The following is an 18,779-nucleotide window of genomic DNA, read 5'->3' as shown; positions in this document are numbered from 1 at the left end:
CGTGGACCATGGGCGCGTGCTCACCCGCTCCGCCACCCAGCAGCTCGACGCCGACGACCCGCTGGCCGGGTTCCGCGACCGCTTCACCGGCGACGGCCCCGGCGGGACGTGGGACGACGGCCCGGGGCGGCGGCTCTACCTGGACGGCAACTCGCTGGGCAGGCTGCCCCGCGCCACCCCCGCCGCGCTGGCCCGGGTGGTCGAGCAGGAGTGGGGCCGTGGCCTGGTCGGGTCCTGGGCGCAGTGGGTGTCCCAGGCCGGGCGGGTGGGCGACCAGCTGGCCGCCGGTGTGCTGGGCGCCCGGCCGGGCGAGGTGCTGGTCGGCGACTCGACGTCGGTGAACCTCTACAAGCTGCTGCGGGCCGGCGTCGACGCCCGGCCCGGCCGCGACGTCCTGGTCACCTGCGCCGACGAGTTCCCCACCGACCGCTACCTCGTCGCCGGGGTGGCCCGGGAGCGCGGCCTGCAGGTGCGCGAGGTGGCGGCCGACATCGACACCGGGCTGGACCCCGCCGTCCTGGCCGGGGCGCTGGACGAGCGGGTCGCCGTCGTCGTGCTGTCGCTGGTGGCCTACCGGTCCGGCGCGCTGCTGGACCTGGCGGCGGTCACCGCGGCCGCCCGCGCGCACGGCGCGCTGGTGCTGTGGGACCTCAGCCACGCCGTCGGGTCGGTGGAGGTCGACCTGTCGGCCGCCGACCTCGCCGTGGGCTGCACGTACAAGCACCTCAACGGCGGGCCGGGGGCGCCCGCGTTCCTCTACGTGCGCCGCGAGCTGCAGGACTCGCTCCGCCAGCCGCTGCAGGGCTGGTTCGGCCAGCGCGACCAGTTCGACATGGGTCCGGAGTACGTCCCGGCCGACGGGCTGGACCGGTTCGCCGTCGGCACCCCGCCGGTGCTGGCCACCGCCGCGGTGGAGGTCGGTGCCGGCATCACCGCCGAGGCCGGGATCGCGGCCGTGGCCGCGAAGGGGCGGGCGCTCACCGACGTCCTGGTGCAGCTGCTCGACGAGCGGGTGCCCCAGGTCCGCCTCGCCTCGCCGCGCGACGCGCGGGCCCGGGGAGCGCACGTCGTGGTCGAGCACCCGCAGGCCTGGCAGCTCACCCAGGCCCTGCTCGACCGCGGCGTCGTGCCGGACTTCCGGACGCCGGACCGGGTGCGCTTCGGCCCGGCGCCCCTCTACACCCGCTTCGTCGACCTGTGGGACGCCGTCGACCGGCTGGTCGACGTCCTCGCCACCGGTGCCCACCTGGGCTACCCGGCCGAGCGGAGCAGGGTGACCTGAGGACTAGGCGGCGTCGGGCAGGCCGAGCCAGGACCGCCAGCGCGGGTCCACCGCCCGGTGCCCGAGCAGCCGCCACGCCGACCCCGACGGCGCCCGCGGCGGCTGGGGAAGGGACCAGCCCAGCTCGGCCAGCGACCGGTCGGCCTTGGTGTGGTTGCACCGGCGGCACGCGGCCACGACGTTGTCCCAGGTGTGCGTGCCGCCCCGGCTGCGCGGCCAGACGTGGTCGATGCTGGTCGCCGCCGCGCCGCAGTAGACGCAGGTCGACCCGTCGCGGGTGAAGACCGCCCGGCGGGAGAGCGGGACGTGGGCGGGGTAGGGCACCCGGACGTAGCGGGTCAGCCGCACCACCACCGGCACCGGCAGCGCGACCAGCTCGGCGTGGCAGAGCACCTCGGACACGTCCACCGGCTCGGCCTTCCCGGCCAGCACCAGCACGATGGCGCGGCGGCTGGACACCACGCACAACGGCTCGTAGGTGGCGTTGAGCAACAGGCAGGCGGCCGTGGTGGCCACCGGTGCCGCGGGCGCGGCGGGTCCGGGACGTGGGTCGCGCCGCGGGCCCGGCGGGCCCGACGCGGACGACGACCCGAGTGCGGTCAGCGGCACGGGGCACCTCCGTTGCGCCCCGGACCGCCGGGGTGCTGCGACCCACGGGCACCCCCAGTCTGCCCCGGATCCACCCGCAGCGGGCAAACCCTTTCCGTCGGTCTGGTTACGGTCGGCCGGTGAGCACCCGGCCCGACCCCGCCCTCGCCCCCCGACTCGACCTCGTCGAGGACCTGCACGGCCACCCGGTCGCCGACCCCTACCGCTGGCTGGAGGACCCGGCCGACCCGCGCACGCAGGCGTGGGCCGCCGACCAGGACCGGTACGCCGGCGAGGTCCTCGCCGGCCTCCCCGCCCGGGCGGCGTTCGCCGAGCGGCTGGGCGAGCTGGTGCGGTCCGGGGCCGTGGGCATCCCGGTCTGGCGGGCCGGCCGGGCCTTCTCCACCCGCCGCGACCCCGGCCAGGAGCACGCGGTGCTGCGGGTGCGCGAGGCCGACGGCACCCAGCGGGTGCTGGTCGACCCCATGGCGCTGGACGCCGCGGGCACCACCACCCTGGACGCCTGGTCACCCTCGTGGGAGGGCACCCGGCTGGCCTACCAGGTCTCCGTCGGCGGCGACGAGGAGTCGCTGCTGCACGTGCTCGACGTGGCCACCGGGGAGGTGCTCGACGGCCCGGTCGACCGCTGCCGCTACTCCCCCGTCGCCTGGCTGCCCGGGGGCGAGGAGCTGTTCTACGTGCGCCGGCTCGCCCCGGACCAGGTCCCGGCCGGCGAGGAGCAGTTCCACCGCCGGGTGTTCCGGCACCGCGTGGGCGCCGACCCGGCCACCGACGTCCTGGTGCACGGCGAGGGGCTGGACCCGACCAACTACTACGGCGTGCGGACGTCGGCCGACGGCCGCTGGCTGGTCGTGTCCGCCTCGGCCGGCACCGCGCCGCGGGACGACGTCTGGGTCGCCGACCTGGCCGGGGACGGCGAGCTGCGGCCGCTGCAGGTGGGCGTGGACGCGCAGACGTCGGCCTGGGTGGCCCGCGACGGCCGGCTGTGGCTGTTCACCGACCGGGACGCCCCGCGCGGCCGGCTGGCCGTCGCGGACCCCACCGACCCCGACAGCTGGGCGCCGGGGCGGTGGCGCGACGTGGTGCCCGAGTCCGACGGCGCGGTGCTCTCCGACGTCGCGCTGGTCGACGCCCCCGACGGCGGGCACCGGGTGCTGGCCGTGCACGCCGTGGACGCCACCGACCGGCTGTCGGTGTGGGCCGCGGACGGGTCGGGCCGGCTCTCCGACGTCGCCGTCCCGCCGGGGTCGGTCGCCGGGGTCAGCGCACCCCCGGAGGGCGGGACGACGGCCTGGGTCGGGTTCACCGACTACGCCACCCCGCCGTCCGTGCTCGTCTGGGACGCCGCCCGGCCGGCCGAGCTGGTGCCGTGGGAGCAGGCCCCGGTGGCCGGCGCCGTCCCGCCGGTCGTGGTCACCGAGACGCACGCGACGTCGGCCGACGGCACGCCGGTGCACCTGTTCGTGCTCTCGACCGAGGCCGCCCCCAGCGGGCCGCGGCCGACCGTGCTCTACGGGTACGGCGGGTTCAACGTGCCGCTGACCCCGGGCTACAGCGCGCAGGCCCTGGCCTGGGTGGCCGCCGGGGGCGTGTGGGCGGTGGCGAACCTGCGCGGCGGGTCCGAGCACGGCGAGGAGTGGCACCGCGCCGGCATGCGCGAGCGCAAGCAGAACGTCTTCGACGACTTCGCGGCCGCCGGGGAGCACCTGGTGGCGCAGGGCTGGACGACGCCGGGGCAGCTGGGCGTGTTCGGCGGCTCCAACGGCGGGCTGCTGGTGGGCACCACGACCACCCAGCGGCCGGACCTCGTGGCCGCGGTGGTCTGCAGCGCGCCCCTGCTGGACATGGTCCGCTACGAGCTGTTCGGCCTGGGCCGCACCTGGAACGACGAGTACGGCACCGCGGCCGACCCCGAGGAGCTGGGCTGGCTGCTGGGCTACTCGCCCTACCACCACGTGGTCGAGGGGACGGCGTACCCGGCGGTGCTGTTCACGACCTTCGAGTCCGACACCCGGGTCGACCCGCTGCACGCCCGCAAGCTGGCGGCCGCGCTGCAGCACGCCACGTCCTCCGCCGCCCCGGTCGTGCTGCGCCGCGAGGTGGCGGTGGGCCACGGCGCGCGGGCGGTGAGCCGCACGGTGGGCCTGGCCGCCGACCAGCTGGCGTTCCTGGCCGCGGAGACGGGGCTCACCCCGCGGTGAGCACGTTTGCGACACTGCGCCGGTGATGACCACGGCACTGTCGGTCACCGCGGCTGCGTCGGACGCGGTGCCCAGCTGCGTCACCGAGGACTCCACCTCGCTGTGCGCGCGGCTCTACAGCTGGTTCCAGGTCGACTGGCTGGCCGCCAACGCGCAGGCCCTGGTGGCCACCCCGCTGCGGATCCTGCTCGTCCTGGTGGTCGCCGGAGTCGCCCGGCTGCTGATCAACCGGGGCATCCGCCGGCTGACCGAGCGCACCGCGACCGGCCAGGTGCCCACCATCCTCAAGCCGCGGCGCACCAAGGACGGCCAATCCCACGCCCTGCTGGTCGAGCAGGTCACCGCCCGGCGCGCCCAGCGGGCCGAGGCGATCGGCTCGGTGCTGCGCAGCTCGTCGTCGATCCTGATCTTCTTCGTCGCCGTCGTGCTGGTGCTCGGCGAGCTCGGCATCAACCTGGCGCCGATCGTGGCCTCGGCCGGCGTGGTCGGCGTGGCGCTCGGGTTCGGTGCGCAGAACCTGGTCAAGGACTTCATCGCCGGGATCGGGATCATCCTGGAGGACCAGTACGGCGTCGGGGACGTCGTCGACCTGGGTGAGGCCACCGGGACCGTGGAGGCGGTGGGGCTGCGGGTCACCCGGCTGCGCGACGTCAACGGGGTGGTCTGGTACGCCCGCAACGGCGAGGTGCTGCGGGTGGGCAACAAGAGCCAGGGCTACGCCCAGGTGGTCATCGACATGCCGGTCACCCACGACACCGACCTGGAGCGCTGCCGGGAGGTCATGCAGGAGGTGGGCGACGCGGTCTACGCCGAACCCGCCTGGGCCGAGGTCATCCTGGCCGAGCCCGAGTCGCTGGGCGTGGAGTCGATCACCCCGCAGGCGATCGTGATGCGGCTGCAGGTGCGTACCACCAACGCCGACCAGTGGCGGGTCGGCCGCGAGCTGCGGATGCGGCTGCAGGAGCGCTTCGCCGCCGAGGGCATCCGGATCCCGGTCGCGCCGCCGGGCATCCCGACCACCGCGGGGCCGACCTGAGCCACCGCGCCCCGGACGACGTGGGCCAGGACCGCCCGGCCACCTACCGGTCGGTCTTCGCCGAGGCCGAGTTCCGGCCGCTGTTCGGGTCCTACGTGCTGGCCACCGCCGGCGACATGCTGGCCAAGCTCGCGCTCACCGTGCTGGTCTACGAGCGCACCGGCTCCCCGCTGCTCAGCGCGCTGACCTTCGCCATCAGCTACCTGCCCTGGGTGGTCGGTGGGCCGCTGCTGGCGGCGCTGGCCGACCGGCTGCCCCGCAAGCAGGTCATGGTGGCCAGCGACCTGGCCCGCGCCGCCCTCGTCGCCCTCATGGCGGTCCCGGGCATGCCGCTGGCCGCGCTGCTGGTCCTGCTGCTGCTGGTCTCGGTGTGCAGCCCGCCCTACGAGGCCGCCCGCTCCGCGCTGACCGCCGACGTGCTCACCGACGACCGGTACGCGGTGGCCACGTCGCTGGTCGGGGTCGTGCAGCAGCTGGCGCAGGTGGTCGGGTTCCTCGTCGGCGGGCTGCTGGTCACGGCGCTGTCGCCGTCGCTCGGGCTGCTGCTCAACGCCCTGGCCTTCGCCCTCGCCGGGCTGTGGCTGGTCGTGGGGCTGCGCCCCCGCCCCGCCCCGGACCCCGGTGCCGACGGCCCGGTGTCCCTCGGGGCCGACGTGGCGGCCGGGCTGCGGCTGGTGCTGACGACACCCCGGCTGCTGGCCATCGTGGGCCTGCTCTGGGTGGGCACGCTGGTGACCAACGCGCACGAGGGCATCGGCCCGGCGCTGTCGGACCAGCTGGTCGGCAGCCAGGCCCTGGTCGGGGTGCTGCTGGCCGCGCACCCGGTCGGCTCGGTGGTCGGCAGCGTGGTGGTCGGGCGGTTCTGCCCCCCGCGGCTGCGCGAGCGCCTCGTCGTCCCCCTGGTCGTGCTGTCGGTGGGCGCGCTCGCGCTGGCGGGCCTGGCCGTCCGGGTGCTGACCGGCGACGCCGCCGTCGTCGCCTTCGTGTCGCTGCTCGCCGTCGCCGGGTTCGGCACGGCCTGGCTCATCCCGCTCAACGTGGCCTTCGTCCGGGCCGTGCCGCCGGCGCTGCGCGGCCGGGCCTTCGGCGTCGCCGTCGCCGGCCTGTCGGCGGTGCAGGGCCTGGGCGCGCTGCTGGCCGGCGGCGCGGCCACCGGGGTCGCACCCACCGACGTCGTCCTGCTGGTCGGCCTGCTCGGCGTCCCCGCGGTCGCCGTCCCCCTGGTCGGCCTGCTCCGCACCCGCCCGCCCGCGACGAGCCCGGTTGCGGGACCATCGGGGGCATGAGCGAGTCGAGCCGCCCGCTGCCCTCGGCACGCACGTTCTACGCCGAGGTCGGCGGCGCACCCACCTTCCGCGCGCTGGTCGCGCACTTCTACGCCGGTGTCCGCAGCGACCCCGTGCTCGCCCCCCTCTACCCGCAGGACGACTGGGAGGGCGCCGAGGAGCGGCTGCGCGGCTTCCTCGAGCAGTACTGGGGCGGGCCGACCACCTACTCGGAGAACCGGGGCCACCCGCGGCTGCGGATGCGGCACGCCCCGTTCGCCATCGGCGGCCGCGAGCGCGACGCGTGGCTGGCGCACATGCGGGCCGCCGTCGACTCCCTCGGGCTGACCCCCGAGCAGGACGCCACGCTCTGGGGTTACCTGGAGATGGCCGCCCGCAGCATGCAGAACCGGTGGGACGGCCCCACCGAGCTGGCCCCCTGACCCCTCCGCTGACAGCGTCGTCGGCGTGCCCCTCCGCACCTCCCAGGAGCACCCCGTGACCAGCACCCTCCCCGCGCCCGCGTCCCCCGACTGGTGGCGGGACGCGGTCTTCTACCAGGTCTACATCCGGTCCTTCGCCGACGGCGGGGACGACGGCGTGGGCGACCTCGCCGGCCTGCGGGCCCGCCTCCCCGAGCTCGCCCGCCTCGGCGTCGACGCGCTGTGGATCAACCCGTTCTTCCCCTCCCCCATGGCCGACCACGGCTACGACGTCGCCGACCCCCGCGACGTCGAGCCGGTCTTCGGCGACCTGGCCGAGTTCGACCGGGTGCTCGCCGAGGCGCACGCGCTGGGCATCCGGGTCACCATCGACCTGGTCCCCAACCACACCTCCGACCAGCGCGACTGGTTCACCGCCGCGCTGGCCGCCGGGCCCGGCTCGCCCGAGCGGGCCCGCTACGTCTTCCGGGACGGGCAGGGCCCGGACGGCGCGCAGCCGCCGAACAACTGGCCCTCGATCTTCGGCGGCCCGGCGTGGACCCGGGTGCCCGACGGCCAGTGGTACCTGCACCTGTTCGCCCCCGAGCAGCCCGACCTGGACTTCACCCACCCCGAGGTGCTGGCCGACCTCGAGGAGACCCTGCGGTTCTGGCTGGACCGGGGCGTCGACGGGTTCCGCATCGACGTGGCCCACGGCATGGCCAAGGCGCCCGGCCTGCCCGACGTCGCCTTCGACGCCGAGACCGGGCTCTTCGACGACCACGGCCCCGACGACCCCCGGCTGGACCAGGACGGCGTGCACGACATCCACCGGATGGTGCGGCGGGTCATGGACGCCTACCCCGGCACGATGACCGTCGGGGAGGTGTGGGTCTCCAGCGAGGAGCGGCTGGCCCGCTACCTGCGCGCCGACGAGCTGCACTCGGCGTTCAACTTCCGGCTGCTGACCGCGGACTGGACGCCGGAGGACCTGCGCGCAGCCGTCGCGGACTCCCTGGACGCCGTCGCCGCCACCCCGGCCCCGGCCTGCTGGGTGCTGTCCAACCACGACCGACCGCGGCACGTCACCCGCTACGGCGGGGGCGAGCTCGGCACCCGGCGCGCCCGCGCGGCGGCGCTGCTGCAGCTGGCGCTGCCCGGGATGGCCTTCGTCTACAACGGCGACGAGCTCGGGATGCCCGACGTCGACCTGCCCGACGAGGCGCTCACCGACCCGGTGTGGACCCGCTCGGGGCACACCGAGCGCGGCCGCGACGCCTGCCGCATCCCGGTGCCCTGGAGCGGCAGCGAGCCCCCCTACGGCTTCACCACGGGCGCGACGACCTGGCTGCCCATGCCCGAGGGCTGGGCCGGGCTGACCGCGCAGGCCCAGGCCGGCGACCCCGGTTCGGTGCTGTCGCTGTACCGGGAGGCGCTGCGGCTGCGCCGCGGGGTCTCCGGCGGGCTCACCTGGCTGCCGGCGCCCGAGGGCTGCCTGGCCTTCCGCCGGGACAGCGGCCTGGTGGTGCTGCTCAACCTCTCCGGCGCCCCGGTGCCGCTGCCCGAGGGCCGGGTGCTGCTGGCCAGCGCGGACGTCGCCGACGACCTGCCGCACGACGCCGCGGTGTGGTTGCAGGCCTGACCTCCAGACGGGGCGGTTCCGGCTTCGGCAGGTAGCATCCGGGTGACCACTCACCGTCACGGGGACGACGTCGGGTCCGGCTCGCCGGACCCGTTCCGGGAGGCCTTGCACCCATGGACCTGCTCCAGGTGGAGGGTCTCGCGAAGGCCTACGGCGCCCGTCGCGTGCTGCGGGACGTCACCTTCTCGGTGGCCGAGGGCGAGGTCGTGGGGCTGGTCGGGGCCAACGGCGCCGGCAAGTCCACCCTGGGCGACATCGTGGCCGGCCGGTACGCCCCCGACGCCGGCCTGATGACCGTCGCCGGGCACGCCTACGCCCCGCTGTCCGCCGCCGACGCCCGCCACCTGGGGGTGGGCGCGGTCGAGCAGCTGGTCCGGCTGGACCCCGAGCTGACGGTCGCCCGGGCGGTGTTCCGCGACACCGAGCTGGCCGGCGCCCCCGACGCCCGGGTGCGCGCCCGGGCCCGGGCGGTGCTGGCCGACGTGGGCCTGGACCTGGACCCCGACCAGCTCGTGGCCGACGTCCCCCGGTTCGTCCACGGCCTGGTCGAGGCGGCCCGGGTGCTGGCCGAGGACACCCGCCTGGTCGTCATGGACGAGGTGTCGGCCGCGCTCACCCCGGCCGAGGTCGACGGCCTGCACGCCATCGCCCGGCGGCTGCGCTCGCAGGGCCGCGGCGTGCTCTACATCAGCCACCGGCTGCCGGAGATGCTCGAGGTCGTGGACCGGGTCCTCGTGCTGCGCGAGGGCCGCATCGCCCTGGACGCCCCCGCAGCCGGCCTGGACCCGGCCGGGCTGGCCGTGGCCACCCTGGACGGCGCCGTGCCCGCTGCGCGGCCGGAGGCCCGGCCGTGGGGCACCACCGCGCCGGTGCTCATCCCCGAGGCGCGGCCCGCCCCCGAGGACGGCCCCGCGCCGCTGCCCGCGCTGAGCACCCGGCCGGAGCCGTCGGCGGACGTCGCGCTCGAGGTGCGCAACCTGCGGGTGCCCGGGACCTCGGCGGGCCTGGACCTGACGCTGCGCCGCGGCGAGGTGCTCGGGCTCACCGGCCGGCGGCGCTCGGGCCTGCAGGAGATCGCCGGCGCGTTGACCGGGGAGATCCCGGCGCAGGTGGACGCGGTCTCGGTGCACGGCGAGCAGCGGCCGGTCACCGACGACCCGGGCACGGCGCCGCTGCGGCTGGCCGCCTACCGGCCCGACGACGACGCCTACGGCATGGACCCGCGCGAGACCATCGCCCGCACCCTCACCGACGCCGAGTGGGGCCGCCCGGACGACCTGCGGACCGAGATCGCCACCCTGCGCGGCGTCATCGACACGGTGCACCGGATGAACGTGCGCACGATGAGCATCCGCACGGTGTTCGGGGCGCTGTCCGGCGGCGACCAGCACAAGCTGGCGCTGGCCCGGTGGATGGCCGCCGAGGACGGCGACGTGGTCGTGGTGCACGAGCCCACCCGCGGGCTGGACCTGCGCTCGCGCCGGGAGGTGCGGCGGTTGCTGGACGACGTGACCGCGCACGGCCGGTCGGTCGTCGTGGTGTCGGTGGACCCCGACGAGCTCACCGAGGTCTGCGACCGCATCGGCGTGGTCTCCGACGGCCGGGTGGACGAGTGGCTGGACACCCACGAGATGTCGGCGGCCGACGTCCGCGCCCGCATCCTCGGCGCCGTCGCCACCCCCGCCTAGGGCCCCCGGGCCCCTCAGCGTGGATCAGGGGGGTTGATCGTCGTCCGTCCTCCTGCACGAGATCTGGCGCAGGAGGACGGACTTCGATCAACCCCCTGATCAACGCTGGGGTCGAGCAGAGGGGTCAGACGTTGACGTCCTTGGCGACCGCGCGCAGCTTGTGCCGGGCCAGCGCCAGGTTCGCGGTGGCGCGGTTGAGCACGAGGTAGATGAACAGGCCCGCGTTGCCGGCGCCCTGCAGCACGTTGATCAGGTGGTACTGGCCCTTGAGCGTGATCAGGATGTCCTCGATCTCGTCGTTGAGCTCGAGGTCGCCGATGGTGCGCAGCTTGGCGCGCACCACGTTGGAGTTGCCGGCCGCGGCGACGTTGAGGTCGAAGCCGGGGCTGCCGCCGGCCGCGAGGGCCATGCCGCTGTCGGCGTCGACGATCGCGGCGCCGCTGGCGCCCTCGATCTCGAGCAGCGAGGCGATGACGGTGTCGAGCTGTGCCATGAGGTGGACTCCTGTCGTCTCTGGGTGGTCAGGCCGCACCGGGGCGGCGCTGGGTGGGGGGACGTCGGCGGGCGGTCCCGCCGGCGGTCCGGGTGAGGTCGGCGCAGGGGGTGGGTGGTCGGTCGGGGGGCGGTCCACGGCCCGCACGCGCTGCCACCAGGAGGACCACCATGCCGACGCCATTCCCTCTTCGCCGTTCCGTCGCGGACCCCGTGGCTCCCAGACAACCTCACGCTGCGCGCTCGGGCAACCCAGCTGGGTAACCCCCAGGTCAGGCGGCGGCGCGCCCCCGGCGGCACCGACCGGTGGTGCACCAGCTACCTTCCGCGGTCGACGCCGCACGACGCCGGAGGACCTGATGAAGACCCGCGACCTCGCCTACGTGGCCCTGTTCGCCGCCCTGACCGCGGTCCTCGGGCTCGTCCCGGCGATCAACGTCGGGCCCGTCCCGATCACCGCCCAGACCCTGGGGGTCATGCTCGCCGGGTCGGTGCTCGGCGCCCGCCGCGGCTTCCTGGCCCTCGCGCTGTTCCTCGTGCTGGTCGCCGTCGGCCTGCCCGTGCTGCCCGGCGGTGGCGGCGGGCTGGCCGTCTTCGCCGGCCCGACCGCCGGCTACCTGTTCTCCTGGCCGTTCGCCGCCGCCGTGGTCGGTGCGATCACCGAGTGGACGTGGAACCGGTACAACCTGGCCTGGGCGCTGCTGGCCAACGTCGTCGGGGGCATCGTCGTCGTCTACGCCGTCGGCGTCCCGGTGCTGGCCCTGGTGCTCGACCTGTCCCCCGGCGTGGCGCTGAGCACCGGCGCGGCCCCCTTCCTGGTGGGCGACGCGATCAAGGCGGTGGTGGCCTCCGTGGTCGCCGTCCAGGTGCGCCGGGCCTACCCGGTCATCGAGCGGCCGCGCCGGGCGGCCACCGCTCCGTGAGGGGACGGCGGTCGGCCGCGGCAGCGGCGGCGGTCGCCGACCCCGCCCGGGGCATCGAGCTGCGCGGTGTGGGGCACGCCTACGCCCAGCGGGCGGTGCTGCACGGCATCGACCTGGTGCTGACCGAGCCGCGCATCGGCGTGGTGGGCGCCAACGGCTCGGGCAAGTCGACCTTCGCCCGGCTGCTCAACGGCCTGGTGCTGCCCAGCGAGGGCGAGGTGCTGGTCGACGGGCTCTCCACGGCCACCCAGCTGACCGCCGTCCGCCGCCGGGTCGGGTTCGTCTTCCAGGACCCCGATGCGCAGATCGTGCACCCCACGGTGGCCGAGGACGTCGCGTTCGGGCTGGTCAACCAGGGCGTCCCGGCCGCCGAGCGCGAGGAGCGGGTGCACGCGGCGCTGGAGCGGTTCGGCCTCGCCGGGCACGCCGACCACCCCGCGCACCTGCTCTCGGGCGGGCAGAAGCAGCTGCTGGCCATCGCGGGGGTGCTGGTCATGCGCCCGGCACGGGTGGTGTTCGACGAGCCCACCACGCTGCTGGACCTGGTGAACACCCGCCGGGTGGCCCGGTTGGTGGCCTCGCTGGAGGAGCAGGTGCTGGTGGTCAGCCACGACCTGGACCTGCTGGCCGACTTCGACCGGGTGCTGGTCGTCGACGGCGGCACCGTGGTCGCCGACGACGGCCCGGCGCCGGCGCTGGCCCACTACCGCGAGCTGATGGCCGCCCGGCCGTGACGCTGGCCCTCTACGTCCCGCGCGCCAGCCCGGTGCACCGCGCCCCGGCCTGGTCGGAGCTGCTCGTCCTCGCGGTCGGCAGCGTGGTGCTCTTCGTGCTGTCGTCGTGGCCGGTCGTGCTCGGCGGCCTGGCCGCGGTGCTGCTGGTGGGGCTCGGGGTGGCCCGGCTGCCCGCAGCCGTGCTCGTCGGCCAGGCCCGCGCCGTCGCCTGGTTCCTGGCCGCGGTGCTGGTGGTGCACGTGCTGGTCGACGGCTGGCGCGAGGGCCTGCACGACGGCGGACTGGCCGTCGTCCGGCTGCTGGTGCTGGTGCTGGCCGCCGCCGTCGTGACCGCCACCTGCCGGGTCTCCGAGATGGTCGCGGTGGTGGAGACGGTCTGCTCCCCGCTGCAGGTGCTCGGCGTCCGGCCGGCCCGGATCGGCCTGCTCGTGGCCCTGGCACTGCGGTTCGTGCCGGTCCTGGGCGAGCGCGCCGCGCGGATCCGGGAGGCGCAGGCGGCGCGCGGCGGGGCCACCCGGGGTCCGCGGGCGCTGGCCCGCACCGCGGTGCCCCTGCTCGTGCAGCTGCTGGTGTTGGCGCACACCCTGGCCGAGGCGCTGGACGCCCGCGGGGCCGACGCCCCGGCCGAGCCGGTCAGGCGGCGCCGTCGCCCTCGTCGTCGAGCCAGCGCGCCAGGAACTCCTTCTCCTCGGCCGTGATCCGCCGGGGCCGCTCGAGGGCGAAGTCGTAGGGCACCAGCACGGTGCTGCCGGTGACGGCCAGGGTGCCGTGGTCGAACAGCTCGTAGTGGCAGGTCAGCGAGGCCGCGCGGATGCCCGAGACCCAGATCTGCACGGTGAGCGGCTCGGCGTCGTAGACCACCGGCCGCCGGTAGGCGATCTGGTGGGAGTGCACGACCAGTCCGCGGCGCATGCCGGTCTTCTCGTCGTGGGTGGGCTGGTCGAAGAACAACGCCACGCGCGCGGTCTCGAAGTAGCCGAGGAACGCCACGTTGTTGACGTGCTGGTAGGCGTCCATGTCCGACCAGCGCATGGGGACCTGCACCGAGAACCTCACGGGGCCGCACCGTACCGGCCTACGGTGGCCCGGTGACGTGGCCGGTGGGCGCCCCGGGCGTGGTCGAGCTGCCCTCGGGCCGGCGGGTGCGGGGCCGGGGCCTCCGCCGCCCGCTGCCGGCCGGGCCCGTCCCGGACGTCGGGGTGCACCTGCTGGGACGCCGTCCGGAGCCGGCGCCGTGGGAGGCGCACTGGGTGCGCTGGCCGGACCTCCGGCTGCCCGCCGACCCCGACCGGCTGCGCACCGTGCTCCAGGACGTGCTGGCCCGGGCCGGCGACGAGCGGGTGGAGCTCGCCTGCCGGGGCGGCACCGGGCGGACGGGGACCGCGCTGGCCTGCCTGGCCGTGCTGGACGGCGTCCCGCCCGCCGAGGCGGTGCGCTGGGCGCGTACCCACTACCGGCCCCGGGCCGTCGAGACCCGGGCGCAGCGCCGGTTCGTCGCCCGCTGGACCCGCTGAGCGGACGAGGGGGCGCCCGCGGTGCGGGAGCGCCCCCTCGGCTGTTGCTCGCCGGGCGTCAGTCGCGGGTGAGCTTGCGGTAGGTCGCCCGGTGCGGGCGGGCCGCCTCGGCGCCCAGCCGCTCGACCTTGTTCTTCTCGTAGTCCTCGAAGTTGCCCTCGAACCAGAACCACTTCGAGTCACCCTCGTAGGCGAGGATGTGGGTGGCCACCCGGTCGAGGAACCAGCGGTCGTGGCTGACCACCACGGCGCAGCCGGGGAACTCCAGCAGCGCGCTCTCCAGGCTGGTCAGCGTCTCGGTGTCCAGGTCGTTGGTGGGCTCGTCGAGCAGCAGCAGGTTGCCGCCCTGCTTGAGCGTCAGCGCCAGGTTCAGCCGGTTGCGCTCACCGCCGGAGAGCACCCCTGCCTTCTTCTGCTGGTCGGGGCCCTTGAACCCGAACGCGGACACGTAGGCGCGCGAGGGCATCTCGACGTTGCCGACCTTGATGTGGTCCAGGCCGTCGGAGACGACCTCCCACAGGCTCTTGGCCGGGTCGATGCCGCTGCGGTTCTGCTCGACGTAGCTGATCTTGACCGTCTCGCCGACCTTGATCTCGCCGCCGTCGGGCTCCTCCTGGTCGACCAGCATCTTGAACAGCGTGGTCTTGCCGACGCCGTTGGGACCGACGACGCCGACGATGCCGTTGCGCGGCAGGGAGAAGGTGAGCCCGTCGATGAGGATGCGGTCGCCGAAGCCCTTGACCAGCTTCTCGGTCTCGATGACCACGTTGCCCAGCCGGGGGCCCGGCGGGATCTGGATCTCCTCGAAGTCGAGCTTGCGGAACTTGTCGGCCTCCGCGGCCATCTCCTCGTAGCGGGCCAGCCGCGCCTTGCTCTTGGCCTGGCGGGCCTTGGCGCCCGAGCGCACCCACTCCAGCTCGTCCTTCAGGCGCTTGGCGCGCTTGGCGTCCTTGGCGCCCTCGACCTTGAGGCGGGCGGCCTTGGTCTCCAGGTAGGTGGAGTAGTTGCCCTCGTAGGGGTAGGCCCGGCCGCGGTCGAGCTCGAGGATCCACTGCGCGACGTTGTCCAGGAAGTACCGGTCGTGGGTGACCGCGACGACGGTGCCGGCGTACTTCTCCAGGTGCGCCTCCAGCCAGGCCACCGACTCGGCGTCGAGGTGGTTGGTGGGCTCGTCGAGCAGCAGCAGGTCGGGGGCCTCGAGCAGCAGCTTGCACAGCGCCACGCGGCGGCGCTCACCACCGGAGAGGACCTTGACGTCGGCGTCGCCGGGCGGGCAGCGCAGCGCGTCCATGGCCTGCTCGATGCGGTTGTCGAGCTCCCAGCCGTCACCGTTCTCGATGACCTCCATGAGCTCGCCCTGCTCGGCGAGGAGGGAGTCGAAGTCGGCGTCGGGCTCGCCCATCGCCGCGCTGACCTCCTCGAAGCGGGTCAGGGCCGCGCGGAGGTCCTTGACGGCCTCCTCCACGTTGCCGCGCACGTCGAGGTCCTCGTCCAGCGGCGGCTCCTGCTGGAGCATGCCGACGGTGGCCTCGGGGGCGAGCACGGTGTCGCCGTTGGAGGCGTGCTCCAGGCCGGCCATGATCTTCAGGACCGTCGACTTGCCGGCGCCGTTGGGGCCGACGACGCCGATCTTGGCGCCCGGCAGGAACGCCAGGGTGACGTCGTCGAGGATGACCTTGTCGCCGTGCGCCTTGCGCGCACGCACCATGGAGTAGATGTACTGGGCCACGGGAGCCTTCCGTCGTCTTCGGGTATCGAGCTGGGCTGGTCGGCGGGGGCGACACCCGGTCGCCGCGACACGCCTGCACCCCAGTCTCCCAGCCCCGGGCAACCCCGTCGGCGCCGGGACCGGGAACCTCCCCCGGCCCCGGCGGCCGGGTCAGAACGGGGCGGCCTCGGCCATCGCGGCGTCGTCGGGCACGGCGGCGTCCCCGTCCAGCGGGTCGAGCGGGTCGCCGCTCGCGGCGGGGACCTCGACGGCCGCGCGCGGGGTGCGCTTGAACACCGCGCTGCCGCGGCTGAGGTCGTGGCCGACGGTCGTCGCCTTGATGACCGTGCGGCTGCGCTTGGCGCCCTCGACCTCGTACTCGGAGGTGGTGATGCGGCCGACCACGACGACCGGGTCGCCCTTGACCACGCACGAGGACACGTGGCCGCCGAGGACGTTCCAGGAGTCGACGTCGACGTAGAAGGTGTCGCCGTCGACCCACTGGCCGGTGGCGGTGTCCAGGCGGCGGTCGGTGGACGCCAGGCGGAACTTGGTCACCTCGCCGTTCCCGGCGCGGCGGCGGACGGGCGAGTCGACGACGTTGCCGACGACGGTGATCTGGGTGCTGCTCACGGTGCTCCTCCAGGGTGGGCCGGCGACGGTCGCCGGGCACCGCGACCGTCGTCCCCCGGCGGCCCCGGTGGGGCGGTCCGGCGCGATCTGTGGACGGGCACCCCGGATGTGGACGGCGACCAGCACGGTGCCGCCGGACCGGGTAGGGCGGGTGGGATGATCGGCGCCGCCGGGCGCCCGTAGCTCAGCGGATAGAGCAGGGGCCTTCTAATCCCTTGGTCGCAGGTTCGATTCCTGCCGGGCGCACCCGTGCCGAGGGCCCCGCACCCACCGGGGTGCGGGGCCCTCGGGCGCAGCTCAGTGCTTCGGCGTCCAGCCGATCGCCGGGGCGACCTCGCGGACGACGGTCTCCAGCAGCCGGGCGTTGTAGTCCACGCCGAGCATGTTGGGCACCGTCAGCAGCAGGGTGTCGGCCTCGCGCACCGCTGCGTCCTTGGCCAGCTCCTCGGCCAGCTGGTCCGGCGGGCCGGCGTAGGTCTTGCCGAACCGCGACCGCATGCCGTCCAGGATGCCGACCTGGTCCTCGCCGGACCGGTCGCCGAAGTACATCCGGTCCTCGTCGGTGGTCACCGGCATGACGCTGCGGCTGACCGAGACGCGGGGCTCGCGGTCCCACCCGGCGTCGGCGAAGGCGGCCCGGAAGCGGGCGATCTGCTCGGCCTGCAGCTCGTCGAAGGGGATGCCGGTGTCCTCGGTGAGCAGGGTGGAGCTCATCAGGTTCATGCCCTGCTGCCCGGTCCACACCGCGGTGTCGCGGGTGCCCGACCCCCACCAGATGCGCTCGGCCAGGCCCTCGGAGCGGGGCTGGATGCCCAGCCGGCCGGTGACCCCACCGGTCATCCGCGGGTCGGCGTCGGCCACCCCGGCACCGTCGATGGCGGCGCGGAACAGCTCGGTGTGCTGCCGGGCCATCGCCCCGCCGTCGTCGTCGAACCGGTAGCCGAACGCGGACGCGCCGCGCAGCGCGGTCTCCGGTGACCCCCGGCTGATGCCCAGCTGCAGCCGGCCGTCGGAGAGCAGGTCGGTGATCGCCGCCTCCTCGGCCATGTACAGCGGGTTCTCGTACCGCATGTCGATGACGCCGGTGCCGATCTCGATGCGCGAGGTGCGCGCGGCGACCGCGGCCAGCAGCGGGAACGGCGCGGCCAGCTGCCGGGCGAAGTGGTGCACCCGGAAGAACGCGCCGTCCAGGCCCAGCTCCTCCGCGGCGACCGCCAGCTCGACGCTCTGCACCAGCGCCTCCCGGCCGGTGCGCACCTGCGACCCGTGGCCGGGGTTCCAGTTCCCGAAGCTCAGGAACCCGATCTTCTTGTCCATGCTGACCTCCTCGATCACCCGCTTGAACACTCAACCATCTGTCGGTGTTCCCGTACAGCACCGGGGCCCGGCCGCGCCGTGCGCGCGACCGGGCCCCGGGAGGCGGTGTCAGACCTGGGCGAGGGTCGGGTAGTCGGTGTAGCCCTTCGCGCCCGCGCCGTAGAAGGTCGAGGCGTCGGGGGTGTTCTCCGGGTAGCCGCCCACCCAGCGCTCGACGAGGTCGGGGTTGGCGATGACCGCCCGGCCCACGGCCACGACGTCGGCCAGGTCCTCGGCGACGTAGCCGACGGCCTCCTCGCGCTCGGTCGGGGTGGCGAAGCCGGTGTTGACCATGAACGTGCCCCCGAACCGGCGGCGCAGGTCCTGCACGAGCTCGCCCGCGGGGTCGCGGTGCAGCACCGACAGGTAGGCCAGGCCCAGCGGGGCGATCGCGTCGACGAGGGTGCCGTAGGTGGCCACCACGTCGTCCAGGTCGGGCTCGGTGATGCCCTGCACACCGTGCTGCGGGGAGATCCGCACGCCGACCCGGGAGGCGCCGACCTCCGCGGCGACCTCGGTGACCACCTCGACGACGAAGCGGGCCCGCGCCTGCGGGCTGCCGCCGTAGACGTCGGTGCGGGTGTTGGCGTCGGGGGCGAGGAACTCGTGCAGCAGGTAGCCGTTGGCCGCGTGCAGCTCGACGCCGTCCAGACCGGCGTCGACCGCGCGCCGGGCCGCGGCGACGAACTCCGCCTTGACCGCCACGGCCTCCTCGGTGGTCAGCGCGTGCGGCACCGGGTAGGGCAGCTTGCCCTCGGGGGTGTGCGCCTCACCGGGGACGGCGATCGCCGACGGCGCGACGATGCGGTCGGTCCCGGTGATCGCGGTGTGCGAGACCCGCCCACCGTTCATCACCTGCATGAACAGCCGGCCGCCGCGGGCGTGCACGGCGTCGGCGACCCGGGCCCACCCGGCGGCCTGCTCGTCGGTGACGATGCCCGGCTGGCCGGGGTAGGACCGCGACTCGTGGCTCGGGTAGGTGCCCTCGGTGATGATCAGGCCGAGGCCGGCGCGCTGGGCGTAGTGCTCGACGACGAGGTCACCGGGGACGCCGGCGGCACCGGAGCGCATGCGGGTCAGCGGGGCCATCACGACACGGTTGGCGAGCTCGAGGTCGCCGAGCTGCACGGGGGAGAACAGGTCCATGCCCTGCGCAGCGGCGGCGACCCCGGGTCGATTCCGGCGCAGCGGTGCGAGCCCCGCCACACCGGTCGACCTCCCCGGGCACCACATCTGCCACAGAGGACCACTCATGGCACAGACAGTGACGTAAC

18 protein-coding genes and 1 tRNA gene are annotated in these 18,779 nt (G+C 75.1%); 12 read left to right on the top strand and 7 right to left on the bottom strand.

Features of this window, described 5'->3' with window-relative positions:
- The first annotated feature begins 16 nt into the window (after positions 1–16).
- Positions 17–1,282 carry a kynureninase gene (kynU, locus tag BLT39_RS12305; protein ID WP_091063408.1) on the top strand — a complete coding sequence of 422 codons (1,266 nt, stop codon included), beginning with the start codon at positions 17–19 and terminating at the stop codon, positions 1,280–1,282.
- Between the two features lie 3 nt (positions 1,283–1,285).
- Here kynU and BLT39_RS12300 read toward each other — a convergent pair whose 3' ends face one another.
- The gene (locus tag BLT39_RS12300) at positions 1,286–1,891 is read right to left on the bottom strand and encodes an HNH endonuclease (RefSeq protein ID WP_242658359.1); all 606 of its coding nucleotides are present in this window, start codon (positions 1,889–1,891) and stop codon (positions 1,286–1,288) included.
- A 119-nt stretch (positions 1,892–2,010) separates the two neighbouring features.
- On the opposite strand from BLT39_RS12300, the gene BLT39_RS12295 reads away from it, so the two are divergent.
- From BLT39_RS12295 to BLT39_RS12270, 6 genes are all read left to right on the top strand, one after another.
- Positions 2,011–4,092, top strand: a complete 2,082-nt coding sequence (locus BLT39_RS12295) for a prolyl oligopeptidase family serine peptidase (RefSeq protein WP_091063405.1) — start codon at positions 2,011–2,013, stop codon at positions 4,090–4,092.
- 25 nt (positions 4,093–4,117) lie between these two features.
- On the top strand, positions 4,118–5,128 hold the full coding sequence (locus BLT39_RS12290; protein ID WP_091063403.1) for a mechanosensitive ion channel family protein: 1,011 nt from the start codon (positions 4,118–4,120) through the stop codon (positions 5,126–5,128).
- A gap of 20 nt (positions 5,129–5,148) precedes the next feature.
- Positions 5,149–6,414, top strand: coding sequence for an MFS transporter (locus BLT39_RS12285; RefSeq protein ID WP_242658358.1), 1,266 nt, complete (start codon positions 5,149–5,151; stop codon positions 6,412–6,414).
- Positions 6,411–6,836 carry a globin gene (locus BLT39_RS12280; protein ID WP_091063400.1) on the top strand — a complete coding sequence of 142 codons (426 nt, stop codon included), beginning with the start codon at positions 6,411–6,413 and terminating at the stop codon, positions 6,834–6,836. The genes BLT39_RS12285 and BLT39_RS12280 overlap by 4 nt, the downstream gene beginning before the upstream one ends.
- 55 nt (positions 6,837–6,891) lie before the next feature.
- The gene (locus BLT39_RS12275; protein ID WP_091063396.1) at positions 6,892–8,457 is read left to right on the top strand and encodes a glycoside hydrolase family 13 protein; all 1,566 of its coding nucleotides are present in this window, start codon (positions 6,892–6,894) and stop codon (positions 8,455–8,457) included.
- 113 nt (positions 8,458–8,570) lie between these two features.
- The gene (locus BLT39_RS12270) at positions 8,571–10,145 is read left to right on the top strand and encodes an ATP-binding cassette domain-containing protein (RefSeq protein ID WP_091063393.1); all 1,575 of its coding nucleotides are present in this window, start codon (positions 8,571–8,573) and stop codon (positions 10,143–10,145) included.
- A 124-nt stretch (positions 10,146–10,269) separates the two neighbouring features.
- Here the strand turns inward: BLT39_RS12270 and BLT39_RS12265 are convergent, their stop codons facing one another.
- On the bottom strand, positions 10,270–10,638 hold the full coding sequence (locus tag BLT39_RS12265) for a hypothetical protein (protein ID WP_091063390.1): 369 nt from the start codon (positions 10,636–10,638) through the stop codon (positions 10,270–10,272).
- 358 nt (positions 10,639–10,996) lie between these two features.
- Between BLT39_RS12265 and BLT39_RS12260 the strand changes: the two genes are divergently transcribed.
- From BLT39_RS12260 to BLT39_RS12250, 3 genes are read left to right on the top strand one after another with little or no spacing between them, the layout of a single operon-like run.
- Positions 10,997–11,560: a biotin transporter BioY gene (locus BLT39_RS12260; RefSeq protein WP_091063387.1), complete on the top strand. Its 564-nt coding sequence runs from the start codon at positions 10,997–10,999 to the stop codon at positions 11,558–11,560.
- Positions 11,557–12,294, top strand: a complete 738-nt coding sequence (locus BLT39_RS12255) for an energy-coupling factor ABC transporter ATP-binding protein (RefSeq protein ID WP_091063383.1) — start codon at positions 11,557–11,559, stop codon at positions 12,292–12,294. The genes BLT39_RS12260 and BLT39_RS12255 overlap by 4 nt, the downstream gene beginning before the upstream one ends.
- Positions 12,291–12,992, top strand: coding sequence for an energy-coupling factor transporter transmembrane component T family protein (locus tag BLT39_RS12250; RefSeq protein ID WP_091063380.1), 702 nt, complete (start codon positions 12,291–12,293; stop codon positions 12,990–12,992). Before BLT39_RS12255 ends, BLT39_RS12250 begins: the two co-directional genes overlap by 4 nt.
- Here BLT39_RS12250 and BLT39_RS12245 read toward each other — a convergent pair.
- Positions 12,928–13,350, bottom strand: coding sequence for an acyl-CoA thioesterase (locus tag BLT39_RS12245; protein WP_091063377.1), 423 nt, complete (start codon positions 13,348–13,350; stop codon positions 12,928–12,930). The genes BLT39_RS12250 and BLT39_RS12245 overlap by 65 nt on opposite strands.
- A gap of 32 nt (positions 13,351–13,382) precedes the next feature.
- Between BLT39_RS12245 and BLT39_RS12240 the strand changes: the two genes are divergently transcribed.
- Positions 13,383–13,808 (top strand): protein-tyrosine phosphatase family protein, encoded by a 426-nt coding sequence (locus BLT39_RS12240; protein ID WP_091063375.1) that lies wholly within the window; start codon positions 13,383–13,385, stop codon positions 13,806–13,808.
- 58 nt (positions 13,809–13,866) lie between these two features.
- Here the strand turns inward: BLT39_RS12240 and ettA are convergent, their stop codons facing one another.
- Both ettA and BLT39_RS12230 read right to left on the bottom strand, forming a co-directional pair.
- Positions 13,867–15,537 carry an energy-dependent translational throttle protein EttA gene (gene ettA / locus BLT39_RS12235; RefSeq protein WP_091063373.1) on the bottom strand — a complete coding sequence of 557 codons (1,671 nt, stop codon included), beginning with the start codon at positions 15,535–15,537 and terminating at the stop codon, positions 13,867–13,869.
- A gap of 150 nt (positions 15,538–15,687) precedes the next feature.
- The gene (locus tag BLT39_RS12230) at positions 15,688–16,149 is read right to left on the bottom strand and encodes a single-stranded DNA-binding protein (RefSeq protein ID WP_165640260.1); all 462 of its coding nucleotides are present in this window, start codon (positions 16,147–16,149) and stop codon (positions 15,688–15,690) included.
- 173 nt (positions 16,150–16,322) lie between these two features.
- Here BLT39_RS12230 and BLT39_RS12225 point away from each other — a divergent pair.
- A tRNA-Arg gene (locus BLT39_RS12225) sits at positions 16,323–16,395 on the top strand.
- Between the two features lie 51 nt (positions 16,396–16,446).
- On the opposite strand, the gene BLT39_RS12220 is transcribed toward BLT39_RS12225, so the two are convergent.
- Both BLT39_RS12220 and BLT39_RS12215 read right to left on the bottom strand, forming a co-directional pair.
- Positions 16,447–17,496, bottom strand: a complete 1,050-nt coding sequence (locus BLT39_RS12220) for an LLM class flavin-dependent oxidoreductase (protein ID WP_242658357.1) — start codon at positions 17,494–17,496, stop codon at positions 16,447–16,449.
- Between the two features lie 78 nt (positions 17,497–17,574).
- Positions 17,575–18,711, bottom strand: coding sequence for an alkene reductase (locus tag BLT39_RS12215; RefSeq protein WP_242658356.1), 1,137 nt, complete (start codon positions 18,709–18,711; stop codon positions 17,575–17,577).
- Positions 18,712–18,779 lie beyond the last annotated feature (68 nt).

The sequence above is a fragment of the Klenkia brasiliensis genome (assembly GCF_900100695.1).
GTDB lineage: Bacteria > Actinomycetota > Actinomycetes > Mycobacteriales > Geodermatophilaceae > Klenkia > Klenkia brasiliensis.
This window is presented reverse-complemented; position numbering and strand designations above follow the sequence as displayed.